Consider the following 21,263-nt stretch of genomic DNA (forward strand, 5'->3'; position numbering starts at 1 on the left):
CGGCGGAGCACGGCCGCGGACGGCCCCGCGGGGTCGGTCCGAGGAGAGCCACGGGCCCGGCGGCCCCAGGTCCACGTGCCTCCGTACGCCTCGATCGGGCGTATCCCTGATGCTCCGTCAACTGCCGCAGCGGCTCGATCACGGCGAGGACGAGCGCGACGAGGGTGCCGACCGGGACGACCGGCGCCCGCCGGCCGATCCGGACGAGGCGGTCACGCCCGGGCTTCGACCTCCAGGTCGGCGAGCAGGCGCGAACGCGGCGCTCGATCTCGTCGTGGATCGGGCGGACGGTCTCGACGGTCAGGGCCTTCGGGATCTCGGCGGAGATGTCGATCCCGGTTGAGACGGTGGGAGATCGTCGGCTGGGACACGTCGAACGGACCGGTCAGGTTGCAGACGCAGGCCTCGCCGCCCTCGTACGAGGCGATCAGCGACAGCAGCCGCGGCCGCACCGGGTGCGACAGGGCCTTGAACATCCGGGCGAGGTCGACCGCGGCGGCGTCCTGCCCGAGGACGACCAACCCAGATTTCGACATGCATCTATGTTGACAGCCATCTAATCCCCGAGGCAAGCTCACTACATCGACAACTGCCGATACAAGACCTCGGACGGGGAGACCGCCATGTCGCGTGTACAGCTCGCCCTGCGCGTCGCCGACCTCGAAGGCTCCATCGCCTTCTACTCCAAGCTGTTCGGCACCGAGCCGGCGAAGCGCCGGCCCGGCTACGCCAATTTCGCCGTCGCCGAGCCCCCGCTCAAGCTGGTCCTGATCGAGGGCGAGGCCGGTGAGGACACCCGCCTCGACCACCTCGGCGTCGAGGTCGAGTCCACCGATCAGGTCACCGCCGCCACCGCCCGTCTCAAGGACGCCGGCCTGGCCACCTTCGAGGAGCACGACACCTCCTGCTGCTACGCGCTCCAGGACAAGGTCTGGGTTCACGGCCCCGGCAAGGAGCCCTGGGAGGTCTACGTCGTCAAGGCCGACGCCGACACCCTCGACAAGGCCGCCCCGGACGCCTGTTGCACCGCCGACGAGCAGGCCGACGACCCCGCCCGGAGCCCGGCCGAGGCGAAGCCCTCCACCGGATGCGCCTGCACGACCTGACCGCGCTGCCGCCTCGAGGAGGCCGTCGGGCCGCTCGGGCGGTGCGGCGTCACCGCTTGGCTGCGGCAGGGCTCGTGCGGGGCCCGTCGAGGATGCCCAGCAGGATGCGGACGAGTTCGGCGACGACCTCGTCGAGGGTGGCGTCCACCCAGCCCTCGGCCCAGTCGTGGAGCAGGCCGTTGACGCCGCCGATGAAGGCCGCGGCGGCCACCCGGTAGTCGCGCGGCACCGCCTCGCCGCGCTCGACGGCCGCGGCGGCCTCCGCGCACAGCAGGTCGACCCAGCGGGAGCGGCGGGCCAGCCGCTGCCGCTCCAGCCGCGGGCTGACGCCGATGATCTCGACGAAGGTGATCCGCAGTCGGCGGCGGTCGCCCGTGACGTGCGCCGCGTAGGCGCCGAAGACCGCGGCGGCGCGTTCGCCGACCGGCAGTCCGTCGGCGTCCGCCAGGGCCGCCAGCGCGGCCTCCTCGGCCCAGTCGTTGACCTGGAGGTGGAGCGCGGCGAGGACGTCCTCCAGGGTGCGGAACTCCTCGTAGAACTGACGGCTCGACAGTCCGGCCGCCTCGCACAGCGCGGCCACCGTGGTGGCCCGGTAGCCGGGGCCGTCACCGAAGAGCTGCAGCCCGGCCGCCAGGAAGCGGCGCCGCCGCTCGGCCTGCCGGTCCTCCGCGGACCTGCCGCCGTACCGGCCGGTCGGCTGCCTCAGCCTGCCTGTCACCGCGCCCCCTCCTGTCGACAGTTGACGGTCACTCATTTTCCCGCGTCCGCCGTCTTGTCGGGACATCCACCCGACGTTACTTTCAAGTAGAAAATCTGAACGCGCTCGTTTTCAGATCCTCCCTGGACCACCACCCGGAAGGAACGACGATGCCCGCACCCTCCTCCGCCCCGCCCGCTCGCAGAGGCGCGCCACGCCGCGTCCTGCTCGCCGCCGCGGCCGCCCTGGTCCTCACCACCGGGGCCGCGAGCGCCGGCGCGGCCCCGCTCCCGGCCACCGCCACCGCCACCGCCACCGCCACGGCGGACGGGCTTCGGGAGGTGCTGTTCGTCGGCAACAACTGGGACGGCACCGCGGACGTGGTGGAGTCGACCGGCGCGCTCACCCGGATCGGGCGGATCGACGTCGTCCCGGACAAGGCGCAGCGGCTCGCCGAGATCTACCTGAACCCGGTGAAGCTGGCGTTCTTCCTGGGGGTGCGGCTGGGCCCCGGCGAGGGGCACGACCAGTTCGTCGACGACATGTACTCGACGCCGGACGGCTCGGCGGTGGTGGTCTCGCGGCCGAGCTTCGCCGACGTGGTGTCGATTGACCTGGCCACCGGCCGGCTCAACTGGCGCTTCCCGGTGTCGGGTTACCGCTCCGACCACATGGCGCTCTCGCCGGACGGCACCCGGGTGGCCGTCTCCGCCTCGACCTCGAACACCGTGCACGTCCTCGACATCCGCACGGGCCGGCAGCTCGGTTCCTTCTCCACCGGCGACAAGCCGCACGAGAACGTGTTCACCGACGGCGGCACCCGGATCTGGAACATGGCGATCGGCGAGGTCACCACCGCCCTGGACGCGCCGTGGCTGGACTGGACGAAGGGCGACCGGAAGATCACCGTGGTGGACGCGCAGACCTTCCGCCAGGTCAAGGTGATCGACATGCGGCAGCGGCTGGACGCGATCGGCCGCCAGGACCTCTCGGACGCGGTCCGCCCGGTCGCGTTCAGCCCCGACGGCTCGATGCTGTACTTCCAGGTGTCGTTCTTCAACGGGCTGGTGGAGTACGACGTCGCCGCGGACCGGATCACCCGGGTGGCGACGCTGCCCGCGAACCCGGCCACCGACCCGGACCGCACCACCTGGGTGAACGACTCCCGCCACCACGGCCTCGCGATGAGCCCCGACGGCGCGCACCTGTGCGTCGCCGGGACGATGGACGACTACGCCACCGTGGTGGACCGGGCCACCCTGAAGGAGGGCCCGCTGGTGGCCGCCTCGAAGCCGTACTGGGCGACGGTCAGCGGGGACGGCGCGTCCTGCGTGATCTCGGAGAGCGGGGCCGACCGGATCACCGCGATCGACTTCGCCACGGGCCGGAAGGTCGCCTCGACGCCGGTCGGCGACCATCCGCAGCGGGTCCGGCTCGGCCATGTCGCGGTCGGGTGGACCTCGCCGGCCGGGGGCTGAGGCGCTGACGGCGGATCAGGCGGTGTCGCGGGGGCGGGCCCGGTGGGCGCGCCAGGCGTCCAGGGCCTCCGCGCGGGTGGCGTCCGGGTGGTCGGCGTGCCAGCCGCGCAAGAATCGGTTGAGCTCGAACTGGGCGCCGATCTCCCGGGGTCCGGCCGCCTCGGCCCGGGTCTCGTGCCAGTGGCGGACGGCGTCGTCGAGGGTCCGGCCGGCGTTCTCGGCGACGAAGGCGCGCATGTGGGCGTCGAAGTGGAAGGACGGCCCGATCCGCGCGGTGAACCAGGCCCGCAGCAGTTGGCTGCAGCGCTGCCCCTCGGGGATGACGGTGTCGCCGTCCACCGGCCCGGTGAGCTGCCGCCCCGGCCGGGTGCGGCGCGCCGCCGGGGCCTGCGGCAGCGGCCGGCCGTCCAGCGCGGCGGCGAGCCGGGCGGTCAGCGCCGCCTTGCCGCCGCCCCGCGGCACGCCCAGCTCCCGGGCCAGGCCGGTGAGTTCGTCCAGTGTCCAGTACCAGCGCAGCAGTTCGGCGCCGCTCAGCGCGGTGGTCGGCCGCGGTCGCGGCGGGTGTGCCGTGGTGGTGGTGTCGCTCTCCCCGTTCATCCGCCCATTCTGCCCGGGGCCGGGAGGGCCGGCGGCGGTGGGTGACCGCCCGCGGCGCTGCGGCGGGTGCGCGACGGCGGCACGGGGAGCCGGAACCGGTTCCCCGGGTGTCGCGCCGCCGGCGGGACGGACCGTCAGTCCTTGCGGGCCACGTAGTAGAGGTTCAGCGGGTCGCCCTCGATCGACCGCACGTCGACCTGCTCGAAGCCTGCCTCGGCGAGCATCGAGCGGGCGGTCTGCTCGCCCCAGACGGTGCCGAGTCCGGCGCCGCCGGTGCTGAGCGAGGTGGTCATGCAGTAGAAGACCGAGAAGCAGTAGAGGGCCGGCCCGAAGGGGTGGCCGATGTTCTCCTCCAGGCGGCTGGAGGCGGCGATGTCGCCCATCAGGAAGGTGCCGCCGGGGCGCAGCGCGGTGGCGATCGCGGCCAGGGTGGGGGCGGGTTCGGCGAGGTCGTGGATGACGTCGAAGGCGGTGATCAGGTCGTACTCGCCGCCGATCCGGGTGGAGTCGCCGACGGCGAGGGTGACGTTGCCGAGGCCGCGGCGCTGGGCCTCGGCGCGGCCGGCGGCGATGCCGTCCTCGGCCCGGTCGAGGCCGTGGAAGCGGCTCTGCGGGAAGGCGGCGGCGAGCACGACGGGCGCGTGGCCCTGGCCGGTGCCGATGTCGAGGACGTCGATGCCGCTGCGCAGCCGCTCGGGGAGGCCGGGTACCAGCGGCACGATGGTGTCGACCAGGGCGAGGTCGTAGACCCGGGCGCTCTCCTCGGCCTGCAGGGCCTGGAAGCGGGGGTAGGCGGAGTACGGGACGCCGCCGCCGTTGCGGAAGGCGCTGACGACCTGCTGTTCGACCTCGCCCATGAGCGCGATGTACTGCATGATCCCGGCGAGGTTGTCCGGGCCGGCGGCGGCGGTGAGCGAGGCGGCGTGCTCGGGCGGCAGCCGGTAGGTGCCGGTGTCCGGGTCGTACTCGACGATGCCGCCGACCACCATGCCGCCGAGCCATTCGCGGACGTAGCGCTCGGTGAGCCCGGCCGCGGCGGCGAGGTCGGCGCTGGTGGCGGGCGGGGAGTCGGCCATCGCGTCGAACAGGCCGGCCTGGTGGCCGACGCCTGCGAGCAGGGCGAGTGCGGCGCCGTTGAGGACGTCGACCATACGGCCGGCGAAGGCTTCCTGTTTCGCGGGGTCGAGTGCTCCGTCGACGGGTTCGGGGGTCGCCATGGCCTTCCTCCTCCGGCCGGTCCGGCAGGGCTGCCGGGGGACTCACTCCCAACATAAGCTCGGCCGGCTCCGGCGGCCCGCCGCCGGAGCCGGGCCTTGACGGCGGCGAAACCGGCGCCGTACGGTCGGGGCGATCCGACCGGAGATCTTTCCGAAACTTTTCGAGCAGCGCATCGAGAAGCGAGCCCGGGCCCGGGCCTGTCGAGCGCCCCGCGGAGGCACCCCCATGGCCGTACCCGAGGACCTGGCCGCGCCGCGCCACCAGGATGCCCGCAACCCCGTGCTGCCGGGCTTCCACCCGGACCCGTCGGTCTGCCGGGTCGGCGAGGACTACTACCTGGTCACGTCCTCCTTCGAGTACTTCCCCGGGCTGCCCCTGCACCACAGCCGCGACCTGGTGCACTGGCGGCCGATCGGCCACGCCGTGGACCGCCCGGAGCAGCTCGCCCTGGACGGTGTCCGCGCCTCCGGCGGCCTGTACGCCGCCTCGCTGCACCACGCCCGCGGCCGGTTCCACCTGGTGTGCACCCTGGTCGACGGCCCGCGACAGGACGGCACCTTCCTGCTCACCGCCGACGACCCGGCCGGCCGCTGGTCGGACCCGGTCTGGCTGCCCGAGGCGCCCGGCTTCGACCCTTCGCTCTTCTTCGACGAGGACGGCTCCGCGCACCTGCTCGGCACCCGGCAGACCGACGCCGACGGCCGGACGGAGATCTGGCTGCGCGGCATCGACCTCGACCGCGGCGTCCTCACCGGTGAGGAGCACGTGCTGTTCCGCGGCGCCCTGGTCGGCGCCCGCTGGGCCGAGGGCCCGCACCTGTACCGGCACGAGGGGCACTACGTGCTGGTGGTCGCCGAGGGCGGCACCGAGCACGACCACGCGGTCACCGTCGCCCGCAGCCGGCACCTCGCCGGGCCGTACGAGAACAACCCGCGCAACCCGGTGCTGACCCACCGCCACCTCGGGCTGGACCACCCCGTCACCGGCGCCGGGCACGCCGACCTGGTGCGCACCCCGACGGGCGACTGGTACGCGGTGCTGCTCGCCTCCCGGCCGTACGGCGGGGGCGGCCACGCCAACCTCGGGCGGGAGACCTTCGTCGCCCGGGTGGTCTGGGAGGACGGCTGGCCGGTGGTCAACCCGGGCAGCGGCCGCCTGGAGGAGCGCACCCGGATCGCGCTGCCCCCGCACCCCTGGCCGGAGCCCGACTCCGTCGACCACTTCGACGCGGCCGTGCTCGGACCGCGGTGGAGCATGCTGCGGACGCCGCGGACGGCCTTCCACAGCCTGCGCGAGCGGCCGGGCCACCTGCGGCTGCGCCCGCGGCCGCAGACCCTGGCCGAGTGCGCGACGCCCGCCTTCGTCGGCCGCCGCCAGCAGCACGCGGACTTCACCGCCGAGGCGGCGCTCGACTTCAGGCCGGCGGCCCCGGGCGAGCAGGCCGGCCTGGTGGCGTACTACGACCCGGACCACCACGTCCGGCTGCTGGTGGACCACGACGGTGCCGCCGGACGGGTCGCCCGGCTCACCGTGCGGGACGGCGGCCGGGACACCGTCCGGACCGAACTGCCGCTCCCCGCGGGGCCGCTGGTGCTCGGCGTGAGCGCCCGGGGCCAGCGGTACGCCTTCCGCTGCGGGCCCGCAGGCGGCCCGGCGGCCGAACTCGGCGCGGTCGACGGCCGGATCCTCAGCAGCCGGCACGCGGGCGGGTTCACCGGCAGCCACGTCGGCCTGTACGCCACCTCACCGCACCCGACCGACGCCTGCGCGGACTTCGACTGGTTCCGCTACACCGGGCCCTGACCGGTCCGGCGCCGCGGCGGGCCGCCGGGGCGCCGGACCGGATCGGCCGTGGTCAGCGGGCGGCCGCGCCCACACGCACCCGGTCCAGGGCGTCCGCGATCGCCTGGACCAGGGCCTCGCCGGCGGGCACCGCGACGTCCGGCACGACGCCGACGCCCTCCCAGTTGGTGCCGGTGACCGGGTTGATGGAGCGGGCGGTCGGCACCGTCACCGTGATGTGCTCCGTCACCGCGAACCGCTCGGTCGGGTGCGCGCCTCCCCGGGTGGTCTCGCCGACCAGCGTCGCCCGCCCGTTGACCTGCAGGTTGTAGGCGAGCTCCTCGCCGCCGGAGAAGGTGAAGTCGCTGGTCAGCACATACACCGGGCGGTCGGCGTAGCGCGTGCCGGGGACGTGCGCCGAGGTCCAGAACTGGCGGGTGGAGTCGGTGGCCCGGTCGTAGATGTCGTTGAGGTGCACCTCGCCGTCCGGGAAGAGGTAGCTGCACCAGAGCGCCACGCCGTCCGGGGCTCCGCCCCGGCAGTGGCGCAGGTCGATGATCAGGGCCTCGGTGTGGGCGAGGAGTTCCATCGCGGCGGCGAAGGCGCGGCCGCCCTCGGCAGCGCCCGGTATGGAGCGCAGGTCGAGGTAGCCGATGTTCCCGTCGAGCTGCTCGACGCGGCGGATGCCGTAGTTGTCGGCGCGGAAGACGGCGGCCCAGCGGGCCCGCACCTCCTCCGGGGAGTCGTCGTTCTCGCGCGGCAGCGGCTCCTCGTTCCAGAGCAGCCGCAGGTGCTTGTCCGGGCAGGCCTCCTGGATGTGGGCGGTCACCGCCTCGCACAGTTCCGGGCCGGCCAGGCCCTGGTAGCTGCCGTCCGTCAGCCGGCGCCGGATCGCGGCGTCGACGGCGTCGACCTTGTCGGGAAAGACGTACCCTGCACGGATCTTGGCGAGTGCGTCGTCGAGGATGTCCTGGATGTCGATCACATGGCCGGATCGTAGCGGTGACGCGCCGCACCGGCCAGGGGTTTCCGGCGGTGTGCGCACCGTCGTGGTGAGGGTCCGTCAGGCAGGGCCGGCGCAGGCCGCGACGAAGGCCGCGAGGTCGGTCGCGGTCCGGGCGGGGTCGTCCCAGTGGACGACGTGTCCGGAGCCCTCGTGGACGAGGAGGGTGGACCGCGGCAGGGCGGCGGCGAGCCGCTCCTGGTCGGCGCGCGGCAGGATGCCGTCCCGGTCGCCCCAGATCAGCAGGGCCGGCGCGGTGACGCCGTCCAGCCCGCCGAGGTCCGTCTCGTCGAGCAGCCCCTGGAGGGTGTCGCGCCACACCCTCGCCGGGGCGCGCAGGCTCTCCTGCACCATCAGGTCGACGAACTCCGGCGGCAGCGGCCGGGTCGGCAGGGACTCCACCAGCGCGCGGACCGCCACCGGGTCCAGCGGGTCGGTGAACCGGGCGACGGACTCCCGGAGCGCGGCCGCGGCCGGGTTGTCGCAGAGCAGCGCGGGCGAGCCGAGGAAGACCAGGCCGGTGACCCGCCGCGGGTGGTCCGCCGCGAACCGGCGCACCGTGAACCCCGCGCTGGACGCGCCGACCAGCACCGCGCGCTCGATGCCGAGCAGGTCCAGGAAGCCCGCGAGGTCGGCCGCGAAGTCCGCGGGCCGGTAGCCCTGCGGCGGGCAGCTCGCGCAGCCGTGCCCGCGCTGGCTCGGCGCGAGCACGTGCAGGGTCCCGGGCAGCCGGGCCATCAGCGGTTCGAAGGCCCGCCAGGAGTCCGCCACCGCGTGCAGCAGCACGACCGGCGGGCCGGCGGGGTCGCCCTGCTCGGCGTACGGGAGCAGCGGCCCGCCCGGCAGGCGCGCCGTCCGGGTGACCGGGCCCTGACCGGCCATGGGGCACCTCCCCTGCGCACGGGCCGCCGGGGCGGCCCTCGTCGATGGTCCCGCCCCGGAGCGTCGGCCGCAGGCCGTCGGGAGGCGGTCAGCGGGGGTCGTAGCGGAGCACGCGGTCGTCGTCCGGGCCCGGGGCGCCGCGGCCGTCGGTGTTGTTGGTGGTGACGATCAGGGTGCCGTCCGGTGCGGCGAGCACGGTGCGCAGCCGGCCGTCGGTGTGGTCGAGGACGGCGGTGGGGGTGCCGACCGTGCCGTCGCCGTTCAGCGGGATCCGCCAGAGGCGCTGGCCGCGCAGGCCGGCCATCCAGATCGCGCCGTCGGCGTAGGCGATACCGCTCGGCGAGGCGTCGGCGGGGTGCCACTGGGTGACGGGGTCGGCGTAGCCGGCGCGGCCGGCCTTCCCTTCGACGACCGGCCAGCCGTAGTTGGCGCCGGGTGTGATCAGGTTGAGCTCGTCCCAGGTGTTCTGGCCGAACTCGGAGGCCCACAGGCGGCCTTGGGGATCCCAGGCGAGTCCCTGCACATTGCGGTGGCCGAGCGAGTACACCGGGGAGCCGGGGAAGGGGTTGCCGGGGGCGGGGTCGCCGTCGGGGGTGATCCGGAGGATCTTGCCGCCGAGCGAGGTGCGGTCCTGGGCGAGCTCGGGGCGGCCGCTCTCGCCGGTGCCGACGTAGAGCAGGCCGTCGGGGCCGAAGGCGATCCGGCCGCCGTCGTGGTTGCTGCCCTTGGGGATGCCGGTGAGCACGACGGCCGGGTCGGTGAGCCGGGCGCCGGCGGGGCGGGACGGGTCGTAGCCGAAGCGGACGATCCGGTTGTCGTCGGTGGCGGTGAGGTAGGCGTACAGCCGGCCTTCGGGGCCGAGGGCCAGGCCGAGCAGGCCGCCCTCGCCGGCCGCGGCCACGCCGGGGACGGTGCCGACGTCGGCGCGCGCGCCGGTATGCGGGTCGATGCGCAGGATCCGCCCGGTGTTGCGGGAGCCGACCAGCAGGGCGCCGTCCGGCAGGCGGGCGACGCCCCAGGGTGTGTCCAGCCGGTCGGCGATCGTGGCGGCCGCCCCGGCGGTGCCGGACGCCGACCCGGCGGGGCCGGTGGATGCGGCCGTTGCGGGCGGCGAGTCGGTGGATCCGCAGCCGGCGAGCACGGCGCAGAGTGCTGGCAGCAGGGCGAGTGCGGTCACGGTGCGCGGCTTCACGCTGGCCTCCCGACGGGTCCCGCCGCCCGGTCGTCCCGGCGGCGCCCCGTCCAGCTCACCACAGCCTGCGCGGCGAATCCCGCCCGGTGGGCGGGCGCGCCTACCCGCTCACCACGTTCCACGGGCGGGGGCCAGGCCCCCGCCCGCGAGTGCGGGTCAGCAGCTCAGGTTGCTGCCCGGGACGGTGCCGAGGATCTGGGTGAAGCTCTGGTAGGCGTTGATCCGGCTCTGGACCTGGGCCGGGTTGCCGCCGTTGCACTCCAGGCTGCCGTTGATGCTGCGGATCGTCTCGCCGAAGCCGGCGCCGTTCACCATCGCGTTGTGCGGCGTCATGGTGCCGGGGCCGGACTGGGTGTTCCAGTACCAGAGGCCGGTCTTCCAGGCGACGGACGAGTCGGTCTGCACCAGGTTCGGGTTGTGCAGCAGGTCGATGCCCAGGGCGTCACCGGCCGCCTTGTAGTTGAAGTTCCAGCTGAGCTGGATCGGCCCACGGCCGTAGTACGCGGCCTGGCCGGCCGGGCAGCCGTACGACTGCGAGGTGTCGCAGTAGTGCGGGTAGTTGGCGGTGTTCTGCTCCACCACGTACACCAGGCCACCGGTCTCGTGGCTGACGTTGGCGAGGAAGGCGGCGGCCTCCTGCTTCTTCACCGTGTCGCTGCCGGTGTTGGCGAACGCCGGGTAGGCGCTCAGCGCGGCCTTGAGGCCGGCGTAGGTGTAGAAGGAGTTCCGGTTCGGGAACATCTGGTTGAACTGCGCCTCGCTGACCGGGAATCCGCCCGGGTTCGAGGTCTGGGTCGGGGTGGGCGTGCTGCCGCCGCCCGAGCAGGTGTACGGCTCCCAGTACCAGGTGGAGATCGTCGGGTCGTAGCCCGGGTTGTCGTGGGTGGCCCGGTACAGGTTGCCGTTGGAGTACTGGACGACCGTCCCGGTGGTGTAGGTGCGGCCGGCCACCCAGGCCGGGTAGGTGCAGCTGCCGCCGGTCGGGGTGGGCGTGCTGCCGCCCCCGCCGCCGCAGACGCCCTGGTCGGCCCAGACGCCGGAGGCGCCGCCGGGGGTCTCGTTCTGGGTCCACCACTTGGCGGACCAGTTGTGGCCGTTGTAGGAGGCGGACATGCCGCCGGTGTACACGGAGGAGGAGTTCCAGGCGGCGGCGCAGGTGCCGGCCGACGCTGAGGAGGGCAGGGCCACCGCGAGACCTATCGCTGCGGCACCGGCCGCGACGGCCGCGAACAGCCGGCGCTTCGCCGGGAGACGGTGCTTCACTGACACGTGATCACCCCTTCGTGCGGTGGGGGCCGCACGGAGTCGAGGACGGAGGGACCGCCGCGCAGCAGCCTGCGAGCACCGTCGAATGAAGGGGTGCCGGGCCGCCGCTGCGGGGTTGACGAGGACTCAACCGTACTGGTCTATACCTGTCAAGACGGCCTGGCTGTACTGGGGTTCAAGGGAACCCTAAGAACTCTTAAGGCACCGGGACGGACGCCGGACGGGGGGCCATCAGCCTTTGCCGAGCCGGCGCTCAGCCCTTGCGGAGCCGGCGCTCGCCACGGGCCAGCCGGCGCAGCCCGGCGAACCTGCCGATCCGGCCGATCCGTTCGGCGTTCGCCATCGACGCCCGGTCCAGCTCCTCCATCAGGCGGCGGGAGCGGTGCTCGGGCGCCAGCTCGTCGAGCATCCGGTCGACCTCGGCGAGCACCGAGCCGTACAACTGCCAGGCCTCCGGGTCCTGCTGGACGTGGCGCAGCAACTGCTGGGCGACGTTCTCACGGGCCGCCCATGCGGCCGAGAGTTCGGCGGCGAGCCGCTCCTCGGCCTCCTCGGCACTGCGGCTGACCTGGGTGGTGACCAGGACGGCGAAGCTCACCAGGGCGCCGCCGACGTGCTCCAGCAGCTCCTCCATCGACACCGTGACGTCCGGCGGGAAGAGCCGCTCCTCGCCGTCCCGCCGCTTGGCCAGGTCGGTGAGCGAGCGGGTGAGGACGCGGATGACGACCACGCAGATCTCCAGCGTGTCCAGGCCCGTGCGCAGCACGATCCGGGAGAGCAGGCCCTCGCTGACCCTGGGGTTGAGCCGCAGGCTGTCCTCGGCCTGGCGGAGCGCGCCGTCGACGTCGGCGATCGCCTGGTCCAGCCGGCGGGCCTCGTGCAGCCGGGCCGCGGCCTGCTCGACCGGCGCGGGCCCGCCGAGCTCCTCGGCGATCTCCACCAGCAGGTGGCGGGCCCGGCGGGCGAGGTCCTCGATCGACTCGCCGGCGGTGTCGACCCAGACCGGCGGCGCGAAGACGACGTTGAACGCCAGCCCGACGCCGGCGCCGATGAGCGTCTCCAGCACCCGGTCCCAGGCCTGCGAGGCGAGCCGGGTGACACCGAGCACCAGCATCGCGCTGATCGCGACCTCGTTGACGAACTCGTCCACCCGCACGAAGTGCCCGACCACCAGCGAGGCCAGGATGATCAGGCCGAGGCTCCACCAGGACAGCCCGACCACGGCGCTGAACCCGATCGCGATCAGCACGCCGACGATCACCGAGTTGACCCGGCGGATGCTGGTCTTCAACGTCGAGTAGACGGTGACCTGGACGACCAGCAGCGCGGTCAGCGGCGCCGTCAGCGGCGCCGGCTCGGCGCTGAGCTGCACCGCCACCGCGTAGGAGAGCGTGGCGGCGACCGTCGCCCGCAGGTACAGCGCGACGGTGGGGTCCTTCACCCACCGTCGCACGGTGTCCCTCGTCCTCGTCCACAGTTCGCGCATCACTCCCTTGTACCCGGAGTGCCGCCCCGCACCCGGGCGGCACGGCGCACCCCTCCGGGTGCCGTGGCCGGGGCCCGAGACGAATCCGCGGACCCGCGAACCCGGGTACCTCTCCCGGCACGACGGGTAGGCGATGCACGCCCGCACGTCGCTGCTACTCGGCAAGGCACTACGGCGGCAGCGCCGGCCCGCCGGGCCCGGCACCATCTGCGCGCATGCCGACGGCCCGTTCCCGGGGTGGGGGAACGGGCCGTGCGGTGGCGTGTGCCGGGCCGGGGTCACCGGGCCGGCGCACCGTGGGTGACGCGGGGGTCCTACTTGGTCAGGCCGGCCTTCACCGAGCAGACCGGCCAGGCACCCGGGCCCTGCGCGGCCAGCACCTTCTCGGCGACGGCGATCTGCTGCGCCTTGCTCGCCTGGTGCGCGTTCGCCGCGTAGGCGTGGCCGCCGAACGCCGCCCACGTGCTGGACGTGAACTGCAGACCGCCGTAGAAGCCGTTGCCGGAGTTGACCGCCCAGTTCCCCGACGACTCGCACTGCGCGACCCTGTCCCAGGTCGAGGCCGGCGCGGCCGAGGCCGACGTCGCCGTCACGAGGCCGGCCACCGGCAGGACGGCCAGCGCGCCGCCCATCACCGCCATCCGCACACGCCTGCTGCGCTTGGTGGCGGTGGACGTGGCAGCGGCGGTCTCGTCACGGAAGATCATGCGGTTCCCTTCGGGCGAACCCGGAACAGCTCCCGGGCACGGGTCAGCAGACCCGATCGGCCTGCGGTTCATGGAGTGAGCCGGCATCCCCAGCACCGGACCATCGGGCCCGGCGGTGTGCCGCACTGGTTTCGAAGCTACGGACCACCGACCGCGAAGCCAAGCAAATCCACGTCCCCCCAGCTCAGCGAGCCATTACCGCAGGTAGCCCGACCCGCCCGGGCCCCATTTCACGCACCCGCCACCCCCCGCCGACCCCCCGAATGTGACCGGCACCACCCGAATCCACCGGTGAGCCGGCCCACATTGTCGGCAGCCGGTGAAGACCCGCGAACACCCCGCGAGCATCCGGCCCCCCGCCCGGTAGCCCGCGGATGGCGCAGGTCACAGGGTGCACGAACCGTGCCCGCACGAGCCCGCCCGGTGACCGTCCGGGGCCGCGGGCACGGTCGCCGGCGGACGACGGAGCTGGGGAGAGAGGCGTCCGACCGGTCAGACGGCCTCGAGCCACTGCTCCCGGGTGAGGGCGTACTCCACGTCCCCGTGTTCGGCGCCCTCGATGGCGTCGGGCCACTCCTCGAAGAACGTCCGGACGTGGTGCAGGCCCGCCTTCTCCATCACCCGTCGGGAGGCCGTGTTGGCGGTCATCGTGGTGGCCACCACCCGGTCGGCGCCGAGTTCGGTGAAGGCCAGCCGGACGAGTGCCCGCGCGCCCTCGGTGGCGAAGCCGCGGCCCCAGACGGCGGGGCGCAGCCGATAGCCGAGTTCGGTGCCGCCGCTCAGCCCGACGCTGGTCGCGGGCTGCAGCCCGAACCATCCGAGGAACTCCCCCGAACCGCGTTCCACCGCGGCGAAGCAACCTGTCCCCGGCGGGAGTTCCGCATAGCCGCGGAGCAGCGCCGGAAGCGTCTCGCGCTCGACCACGGCCCGCGGCACCGGCCGCCCGTCGTCGATCCGCCGCATCACCTCCGGGTCGCCGTGCAGCGCGGCCAGGTCGTCGAGGTCGTCCTCGGTGAAGCGGCGCAACAGCATGCGAGTGGTCTCGGTAGGGATAGGCACCGGGCGATTCGACCACCGCCGCGCACGGCCGGGCAACCGCATTCCCGGGCGGCGGGGAGGCGCGGTGGTCAGTCCGGCCCGGGTGCGGTGGGTCGGCCCGGGACGGCGGCGGCGACGGGGAGGAGCAGGGCGGTGATGTTGTCCTGTCCGCCGGCGGCGAGGGCGTGGTCGACGAGGGTGCGGGCGGCGCCGAGCGGGTCGGCGGCGCGGCCGGCGGTGGCGCGCAGCGCGTCGGCGGACGGGAGGTGGCGCCAGAGTCCGTCGGTGCAGAGCAGCAGGCGGCCCGGCACAGCGGGCCGGTAGCTGCGGGTGCGGGGTGTGGGCTCGCCGGCGTCGGCACCCAACCAGGCGGCGAGGGCGTCGAGTTCGCCGGAGTCGTCCTCGGTGAGGGCCATGCCGGGGCCCTCGTCGGGGAGCCAGTAGGCGCGGCTGTCGCCGACCCAGGTGCTCCAGAGGCCTTCCGGTCCGGCGATGCCGGCGACGTAGGTGCAGGCGGGTGCCGCGTCGGTCGAGGCGGCGAGGGCGGTCACCGCGCGGCCGGCCCGGACGGCGGATTCGACGAGGGCTGTCTCGGGGAGCACGCCCTCCGCCAGCCGTGCCGCCAGGGCCGCGGCGCCGACGTCCGCGGCGAGCCGGGCGGCCCGTTCGCCGCGGGGCGCCATCGAGACGCCGTCGCAGACGACGCCGATGTTCCAGGGGCCGGCGGTGGCGAGGGCCATGGCGTCCGCGTTGATCCCGCGGTGCCGGCCGCGGTCGGTGACGCCGGCGGGCCCGCCCGCCAGGGCCTGTTCCACATGGGACCGGAATCGGGGCTGTTCGGCCCCGCAGTCCCAGCACCTGCCGTCGGGGGCGACCGTGCCCCCGCACGTTCCGCACTCGGTGGTGTCGATGCTCTCGGTGTTGTCGATCATTCGGCGGCTCATCCTGCCAGTTCCCGGCCGTGGCCGGGGCCGGATTCGCGGTGGCGGGCCGGGCGGGGCTCAGCCGGCCGGGCGGGCGCTCTCGTGGGCGAGCAGGTGCTGCTTGGCGGAGAGGCCGCCCGCGTAGCCGGTGAGTGAGCCGTCGGCGCCGACCACCCGGTGGCAGGGCCGGACGATCAGCAGTGGGTTCGCCCCGATCGCCGCCCCGACCGCCCGGACGGCTGCGGGCGACCCGGCGGCCGAGGCGATCGCCGTGTACGTGGTGGTGGTGCCGTACAGGACGGCGTCCAGGGCGGCCCAGACGCGGCGCTGGAAGTCGGTGCCGCGGGTGGTGCACTCCACGTCGAAGCGGGTGCTCTCGCCGGCGAAGTACGCACGCAGCTGGCCGGCGACCGCGCGGAAGGCCGTGTCGTCCCGCCGCCAGCCGTCCTGGACGACGGCGCCGCGCTTCTGGCCCGGCAGCGAGACCGAGGCGAGCGCGGTGCCGCCCGCGGCGGTGGCGGATTCCTCGCCGACCAGCAGCAGCGGCCCGACCGGGCTGTCGACGGTCGTGTACAGGGTCATGGCGTTGTCCTCTCCGCAGGTCCTGACGGTACCGCGCGGCCGGGCGCGGTCCTGTCGACCTCCACTGTGCCGCCCGCCGGGCGGGGTCGGCTGGCGGATTTCGGACACGGCGTTTCGGCGGGTTCCCTCCCGGCCGCCGTGGTCCGGCGGTCGGACCCGGCCGCCGGAGAGGCACGTCGCGGCGGCCGGATCCGTACTGCGGCGGGGCGCCCGCCCGGGCGGCGGACGGGGGACGGGGACGCCGCCCGGACGGGGCAGCCTGCCTGTCCGCCGTCTCACCCGCCCGGCGGCGCGCAAACCCACGCGGCCCGATCCGGTGTCAGGTCCCGGCGGCCTGCCGGTCCGTCGCACCCGGGCTCGCTGCCGCGTGCCGGGCGGCGAGGCCGAGCACGGTGTCGACCGACCAGTGGTCGGCGGCGTGCTCGCCGTAGTGGACGGCGAGCAGTCGGCCGTCCGGGCCGAGCAGGAAGTCGGCGGGCAGGCCGAGGCGGCCGCCGAGCGGACGGGCCGCAGGCGGCCGTTCCCCGCCGCGGAGGGCGAGCGGGACGCTGCGGGCCAGCGCCCGGGCGACGGTGGGCCACGCCCGGGGGTCGAGCAGGGCGCGGGCGCCGCGATCCACGCCGAACGCCCGGTACAGCGTCCGGTCCGGGTCGGCGACGAGCGGGAACGGCAGGCTGTCGGCGTAGGGCCGCAGCTCGTCGGCGGGCGAGTGGAAGACGGCCACCTCGTGCACCCCGGCGGCGGCGGTCTCGGCCTGCCGCTGCGCGAAGGACCGCAGGTGGAGGTTGCAGATCGGGCAGCCGGCGAACCTGCGGAACTGGAGGTGCAGGAGCCCGGGCGGAGCCACGGGCGCGCCCGTGACGTCGGTGAACTGCCGGACGGGAGCGGTGGTGCCGGTCTGGAGGCGGGGCATCGGACTCCTCTTAGGCGTAGTACGTACGCTTAAAACTGTAAGCGTATGGCGTACGCTGTCAAGCCGTGCCCCGCCCCCGCTCCCTGACCACCCGCCAGATCGCCGCCGCCGCGCTCGACGTGATCGACCGTGACGGGCTCACGGCGCTCTCCATGCGCACGGTCGCCGCCGAACTCGACCGCCGCACCATGGCGCTGTACCGCTACGTCGAGGACCGCGACGAGCTGGAGTGCCTCGTAGCGGAGCTCGCCCTCTCCCCCGTCCTCGACCGGCTCGACGCCGTCCGCGGCCACGGCACCCCCCGCGAACGCCTCACCGGGCTCGCCGAACTGATGCGGCGGACCGTCACCGCACACCCCGGCGTCCTGCCGCTGGCCGTACGCCACCGGACGGCCTGCCTACCGGCCCTGCGCTGGGCCGAGGCCGTCCTGGAGGTGCTGGGCGACACCGACCTGGACGCCGCCGCCCGCCTCACCGCCCTGCGCGCCCTCGTCGCCCACCTGATCGGCGCCCTGGAACTCGAACACCACGCGGCGGCCGACCGCGAGCCCTCCGGCCTGGCCGCCCTGCCCCGCGACACCTTCCCCCTGCTCGGCCGCGCCGCCGAGGATGCCGCCCGGCTCGACCCCGACCGGTCCTTCCGCACCGCCCTCGACGCCCTCCTCACCGGCCTCGGCATCACCTGACGGACGCGCCACCGGCAAAATCGGAAGACCGCCCGGTACCGGCGCTGGCACCATCCACCCATGACGGACTGGGCAACCTTCGTCGTCGTCCGCGAGGACGGCGGCTTCGAGCGCTACCACCGGCGGTACGGCGCGATCGACGTCGACCTCGACCTGCTGGCGGGGCCGGACCTCGCCCTGTCCTTCGCCCGGTCCCACCACGACGCGGGCACCGGTGGGACGTGGGGCGAGGACGACTGGATCCAGGAGGGCTGGTGCGAGGCCGTCGCCCTGATCGACCTGCGCCGCCGGGTGCTGCTCCGCGGCACGGTCGAGGGCGCCGCGACCTCTCAGCGGCTGCGCCCCACTGTCGAGCGGGTGCTGCGCCGCGCCTGGCCGGGGTGGACGCTGCGCTGGGCCCACGACGGCATCGCCGACGTCCGGGCCCATCTCGGGTTGGACGTGGAGCCCGTCCGCGACCGCTGGTCGCCCCCCTTCCTGAGCCCGGTCCTGGGGCCCGGTGAGGACGGGGAGTTGGCCGAGGACGACCCGCACGTGTCGGTGGTCACCACGGCGGCCGGCCGCTGCCTGCTGCTCGACGGCATCGGACGCCACCCGGTCACCGAGGGCCCGGCACTGCTCGACCGGCTGGCCGGCGCACCCGACCGCGGCAGCCACCACCTTCGCGCGCGTTCCGGGCTGCACCTCGATCCGGTCGCCCGCACGCTCGGCTGGTGGCTGCTGGGCATGGAGCCGCAGGCGGCCGAGATGGCCGGCCGATGGCCGGGCTGGCGGGTGCGGTTCTGGGCGGACCTCCACCAGGAGCACGTCCGCGCGAGCCTCGGCCGGTTCGCGCCGCCGCCGGTCGACCCGGCCGCCGCGCTGGCCGAACTGCGGGAGGCCGCGCACGACCACTGGTCGGACTGGCGGCACGCCCGCAACGGGGAGGACGACCGGCGGGCCGCGCTCGCCGCGATCGACGCCGCCTGCCGGGCTGCGGCGGGATGACCGCCGCGGCCCGGCCCGCACCCGGCCCGTGCTCGGGCCGTGCTCAGTCGAGGACGGGCAGCAGGGTCGGCAGGTGGCCGTCCGAGGCGAGGGCGGCGGCGCGGCGCTCCGGCGGGACCTCGCCGTAGGTGGTGGTGCGCTGGCGGGCCGGGCGGCCGGCGGCCTCGGCGATGGCCTCCAGGTCGCGGACCGACTTGTGGCTGCCCCAGGAGGAGCCGGCCATCCGCGAGATGGTCTCCTCCATCAGCGTGCCGCCGAGGTCGTTGGCGCCGGAGCGCAGCATCTCGGCGGCTCCCTCGGCGCCCAGCTTCACCCAGGAGGTCTGGATGTTCGGGATGTGCGGGTGCAGCAGCAGCCGGGCCATCGCGACGACGGCCCGGTTGTCGCGGGCGGTCGGGCCGGGCCGGGCGACGCCCGCCAGGTAGACCGGCGCGTTGGTGTGGACGAACGGCAGGGTGACGAACTCGGTGAACCCGCCGGTCCGCTGCTGGAGTTCGGCGAGCAGTCGCAGGTGCCCCAGCCAGTGCCGGGGGGTGTCCACGTGCCCGTACATCATGGTGGAGGAGGAGCGGATGCCGAGCTCGTGCGCGGTGGTGACGACCTCCACCCAGGCGGAGGCGGGGAGTTTGCCCTTGGTGAGCACCCAGCGGACCTCGTCGTCGAGGATCTCGGCGGCCGTGCCGGGGATGGTGTCGAGCCCGGACTCCTTGGCCCGCTGCAGCCAGTCGCGGATCGAGAGGCCGGTGCGGGTGGCGCCGTTGACGACCTCCATCGGGGAGAAGGCGTGCACGTGCATGCCGGGCACCCGCTCCTTCACCGCCCGGGCGATGTCGAAGTAGGCGGTGCCGGGCAGGTCGGGGTGGATGCCGCCCTGCATGCAGACCTCGGTCGCACCGACCTCCCAGGCCTGCGCGGCCCGTTCGGCGACCTGCTCCAGCGAGAGCGTGTAGGCGTCGGCGTCGGTGCGGCGCTGTGCGAACGCGCAGAACCGGCAGCCGGTGTAGCAGACGTTGGTGAAGTTGATGTTCCGGGTGACGCAGTAGGTGACGGTGTCGCCGACGGTGTCCCGCCGGACGGCGTCGGCGATGCCGCAGAGCGCGTCCAGGGCGGAGCCCTCGGCGCCGAACAGGGCGAGGGCCTGGTCGTCCGTCAGCCGGGTCGGGTCGTCGGCGGCGACGGCGAGCGCCTGCCGCACGTCGGCGGGCAGCCGCTCCGGGGCGCCGCCGGCGGCGACCTGCTCGCGCAGCACCTGCCAGTCGCCGTACACCTCGTCGAAGTCGGCGCGGCGGTCGCCGGTGCGGCCCACCGTGTCGATCTCGCGGTGGAGTTCGGTGCGGCCGGAGCCGGTCTGCGGCTCCTCGGGTTCCTGCCAGGGCAGGCCGACGGGCCGGGCGTCCTCCCGGGCGAGCCCGGTGGCGGGGTCGGCGAGGGCGGTGACGTGCGGCAGCACGCGCGGGTCCAGCCACGGTTCGCCGCGCCGCACGTACTCGGGGTAGACGGTGAGCCGCTCGCGCAGGGTGAAGCCGGCGTCGGCGGTGCGGGCGGCGAGCTGCTCGATCTGCGGCCAGGGCCGCTCGGGGTTGACGTGGTCGGGGGTCAGCGGGGAGACGCCGCCCCAGTCGTCGATGCCGGCGCCGATCAGCAGCGCGAACTCGCCGTCGACCAGGTTCGGCGGCGCCTGCAGGCGGACGGACGGCCCGAGCACCAGCCGGGCGACCGCGACGGCGGCCGCGAGCTCCTCCAGTTCGGCGTCCGGCATGCCGCGCATCGCGGTGTCCGGCTTGGCGCGGAAGTTCTGCACGATCACCTCCTGCACACCGCGGTAGGCGCGGGCGACCCGGCGGACGGCGAACAGCGAGTCGGCCCGTTCCCCGTAGGACTCGCCGATGCCGATCAGGATGCCGGTGGTGAACGGCACCGAGGAGCGCCCGGCGTCCTCCAGGACCCGCAGCCGGACCTTCGGCTCCTTGTCGGGCGAGCCGTGGTGCGGGCCGGAGGGGTCGGACCAGAGCCGTTCGGCGGTGGTCTCCAGCATCATGCCCATGGAGGGTGCGACGGGCTTGAGCCGCTGGAAGTCCGTCCAGCCGAGCACGCCCGGGTTGAGGTGGGGCAGCAGCCCGGTCTCCTCCAGGACGCGGATCGACATCGCCCGCACGTAGGCGAGGGTGTCGTCGTAGCCGTGCGCGTCCAGCCACTCGCGGGCCTCCGGCCAGCGGTCCTCGGGCCGGTCGCCCAGGGTGAACAGGGCCTCCTTGCAGCCCATGGCCGCGCCCCGGCGGGCGATGTCGAGCACCTCGTCGGGCGAGAGGAACATGCCCTCGCCCGCCCGGCGCAGCTTGCCCGGCACGGTGACGAAGGTGCAGTAGTGGCAGCGGTCCCGGCAGAGCCGGGTGAGCGGGATGAAGACCTTCTTCGAGTAGGTGATCACCCCGGGCCGGCCGGCCTCGGCGAGTCCGGCGTCCCGGACGCGGGCGGCAGAGGCGCACAGGTCGGTGAGGTCGGCGCCGCGGGCCTGGAGCAGTACCTCGGCCTCGGCCTGGTCCAGCGCGACGCCGTCCCGGGCCCGGCGGAGCGCTCTGCGCATCGCGGACGCGGTGGGTGCGGCGGACGGTACGGGGGCCGGGGCTGCGGTCTGCTCGGGCTCGGAGGCGTTCATGGGCCGACGATATCGGCCGGGGTCGACGGCACGGGCCGCGGTGTGGGTCACACGCCGCGAGGCG

General features: G+C 74.7%; 19 protein-coding genes and 1 pseudogene. 5 read left to right on the forward strand and 15 right to left on the reverse strand.

Going from position 1 to position 21,263, the window contains the following annotated elements:
* Window positions 1-212: 212 nt before the first annotated feature.
* Complete coding sequence (locus tag AB0P35_RS23305; protein ID WP_363513664.1) at window positions 213-536, reverse strand: ArsR family transcriptional regulator; 324 nt, start codon at window positions 534-536, stop codon at window positions 213-215.
* Window positions 537-623: 87 nt separating this feature from the next.
* Between AB0P35_RS23305 and AB0P35_RS23310 the strand changes: the two genes are divergently transcribed.
* Window positions 624-1,106 carry an ArsI/CadI family heavy metal resistance metalloenzyme gene (locus AB0P35_RS23310; RefSeq protein WP_363513667.1) on the forward strand — a complete coding sequence of 161 codons (483 nt, stop codon included), beginning with the start codon at window positions 624-626 and terminating at the stop codon, window positions 1,104-1,106.
* Window positions 1,107-1,155: 49 nt separating this feature from the next.
* On the opposite strand, the gene AB0P35_RS23315 is transcribed toward AB0P35_RS23310, so the two are convergent.
* On the reverse strand, window positions 1,156-1,824 hold the full coding sequence (locus tag AB0P35_RS23315) for a TetR/AcrR family transcriptional regulator (RefSeq protein ID WP_363513670.1): 669 nt from the start codon (window positions 1,822-1,824) through the stop codon (window positions 1,156-1,158).
* Window positions 1,825-1,973: 149 nt separating this feature from the next.
* On the opposite strand from AB0P35_RS23315, the gene AB0P35_RS23320 reads away from it, so the two are divergent.
* Complete coding sequence (locus AB0P35_RS23320; protein ID WP_363513673.1) at window positions 1,974-3,281, forward strand: YncE family protein; 1,308 nt, start codon at window positions 1,974-1,976, stop codon at window positions 3,279-3,281.
* Between the two features lie 15 nt (window positions 3,282-3,296).
* Here AB0P35_RS23320 and AB0P35_RS23325 read toward each other — a convergent pair whose 3' ends face one another.
* Window positions 3,297-3,878 carry a DUF6434 domain-containing protein gene (locus tag AB0P35_RS23325; protein WP_363513676.1) on the reverse strand — a complete coding sequence of 194 codons (582 nt, stop codon included), beginning with the start codon at window positions 3,876-3,878 and terminating at the stop codon, window positions 3,297-3,299.
* A 134-nt stretch (window positions 3,879-4,012) separates the two neighbouring features.
* Window positions 4,013-5,095, reverse strand: coding sequence for a methyltransferase domain-containing protein (locus AB0P35_RS23330; protein WP_363513679.1), 1,083 nt, complete (start codon window positions 5,093-5,095; stop codon window positions 4,013-4,015).
* A 226-nt stretch (window positions 5,096-5,321) separates the two neighbouring features.
* Here AB0P35_RS23330 and AB0P35_RS23335 point away from each other — a divergent pair, with 226 nt between their 5' ends.
* Window positions 5,322-6,899 (forward strand): glycoside hydrolase family 43 protein, encoded by a 1,578-nt coding sequence (locus AB0P35_RS23335; protein ID WP_363513682.1) that lies wholly within the window; start codon window positions 5,322-5,324, stop codon window positions 6,897-6,899.
* Between the two features lie 52 nt (window positions 6,900-6,951).
* Here the strand turns inward: AB0P35_RS23335 and AB0P35_RS23340 are convergent, their stop codons facing one another.
* The 10 genes and pseudogenes from AB0P35_RS23340 to AB0P35_RS23385 form a co-directional block, all read right to left on the reverse strand.
* Window positions 6,952-7,863: a S41 family peptidase gene (locus AB0P35_RS23340; RefSeq protein WP_095875913.1), complete on the reverse strand. Its 912-nt coding sequence runs from the start codon at window positions 7,861-7,863 to the stop codon at window positions 6,952-6,954.
* 78 nt (window positions 7,864-7,941) lie between these two features.
* Complete coding sequence (locus tag AB0P35_RS23345) at window positions 7,942-8,763, reverse strand: alpha/beta hydrolase (protein ID WP_363513686.1); 822 nt, start codon at window positions 8,761-8,763, stop codon at window positions 7,942-7,944.
* An 88-nt stretch (window positions 8,764-8,851) separates the two neighbouring features.
* On the reverse strand, window positions 8,852-9,955 hold the full coding sequence (locus tag AB0P35_RS23350; protein ID WP_363513689.1) for a PQQ-dependent sugar dehydrogenase: 1,104 nt from the start codon (window positions 9,953-9,955) through the stop codon (window positions 8,852-8,854).
* Window positions 9,956-10,111: 156 nt separating this feature from the next.
* Window positions 10,112-11,155, reverse strand: coding sequence for a glycoside hydrolase family 19 protein (locus tag AB0P35_RS23355; protein WP_363513814.1), 1,044 nt, complete (start codon window positions 11,153-11,155; stop codon window positions 10,112-10,114).
* A 319-nt stretch (window positions 11,156-11,474) separates the two neighbouring features.
* Window positions 11,475-12,707 (reverse strand): aromatic acid exporter family protein, encoded by a 1,233-nt coding sequence (locus tag AB0P35_RS23360; protein WP_363513692.1) that lies wholly within the window; start codon window positions 12,705-12,707, stop codon window positions 11,475-11,477.
* A 320-nt stretch (window positions 12,708-13,027) separates the two neighbouring features.
* Window positions 13,028-13,414, reverse strand: a pseudogene (locus AB0P35_RS23365) (transglycosylase family protein); the annotation flags it as partial.
* Window positions 13,415-13,906: 492 nt separating this feature from the next.
* Complete coding sequence (locus AB0P35_RS23370; protein WP_363513695.1) at window positions 13,907-14,473, reverse strand: GNAT family N-acetyltransferase; 567 nt, start codon at window positions 14,471-14,473, stop codon at window positions 13,907-13,909.
* A gap of 68 nt (window positions 14,474-14,541) precedes the next feature.
* A complete protein-coding gene (locus AB0P35_RS23375; protein WP_363513698.1) occupies window positions 14,542-15,384 on the reverse strand; it encodes a PP2C family protein-serine/threonine phosphatase in 843 nt (280 codons plus the stop codon).
* A 69-nt stretch (window positions 15,385-15,453) separates the two neighbouring features.
* On the reverse strand, window positions 15,454-15,957 hold the full coding sequence (locus AB0P35_RS23380) for a methylated-DNA--[protein]-cysteine S-methyltransferase (RefSeq protein WP_363513701.1): 504 nt from the start codon (window positions 15,955-15,957) through the stop codon (window positions 15,454-15,456).
* A gap of 319 nt (window positions 15,958-16,276) precedes the next feature.
* A complete protein-coding gene (locus AB0P35_RS23385; protein ID WP_363513704.1) occupies window positions 16,277-16,870 on the reverse strand; it encodes a peroxiredoxin-like family protein in 594 nt (197 codons plus the stop codon).
* A 65-nt stretch (window positions 16,871-16,935) separates the two neighbouring features.
* Between AB0P35_RS23385 and AB0P35_RS23390 the strand changes: the two genes are divergently transcribed.
* Both AB0P35_RS23390 and AB0P35_RS23395 read left to right on the forward strand, forming a co-directional pair.
* The gene (locus AB0P35_RS23390; protein ID WP_363513707.1) at window positions 16,936-17,556 is read left to right on the forward strand and encodes a TetR/AcrR family transcriptional regulator C-terminal domain-containing protein; all 621 of its coding nucleotides are present in this window, start codon (window positions 16,936-16,938) and stop codon (window positions 17,554-17,556) included.
* Window positions 17,557-17,616: 60 nt separating this feature from the next.
* Window positions 17,617-18,543 (forward strand): hypothetical protein, encoded by a 927-nt coding sequence (locus tag AB0P35_RS23395; protein WP_363513710.1) that lies wholly within the window; start codon window positions 17,617-17,619, stop codon window positions 18,541-18,543.
* Window positions 18,544-18,586: 43 nt separating this feature from the next.
* On the opposite strand, the gene AB0P35_RS23400 is transcribed toward AB0P35_RS23395, so the two are convergent.
* Entirely contained in the window at window positions 18,587-21,199 is a 2,613-nt protein-coding gene (locus AB0P35_RS23400) for a bifunctional FO biosynthesis protein CofGH (protein WP_363513713.1), read from the reverse strand.
* Window positions 21,200-21,263 lie beyond the last annotated feature (64 nt).

Origin of the sequence: Kitasatospora sp. NPDC085879, from assembly GCF_040686255.1 — a bacterium.
Taxonomy (GTDB): Bacteria; Actinomycetota; Actinomycetes; order Streptomycetales; family Streptomycetaceae; genus Kitasatospora.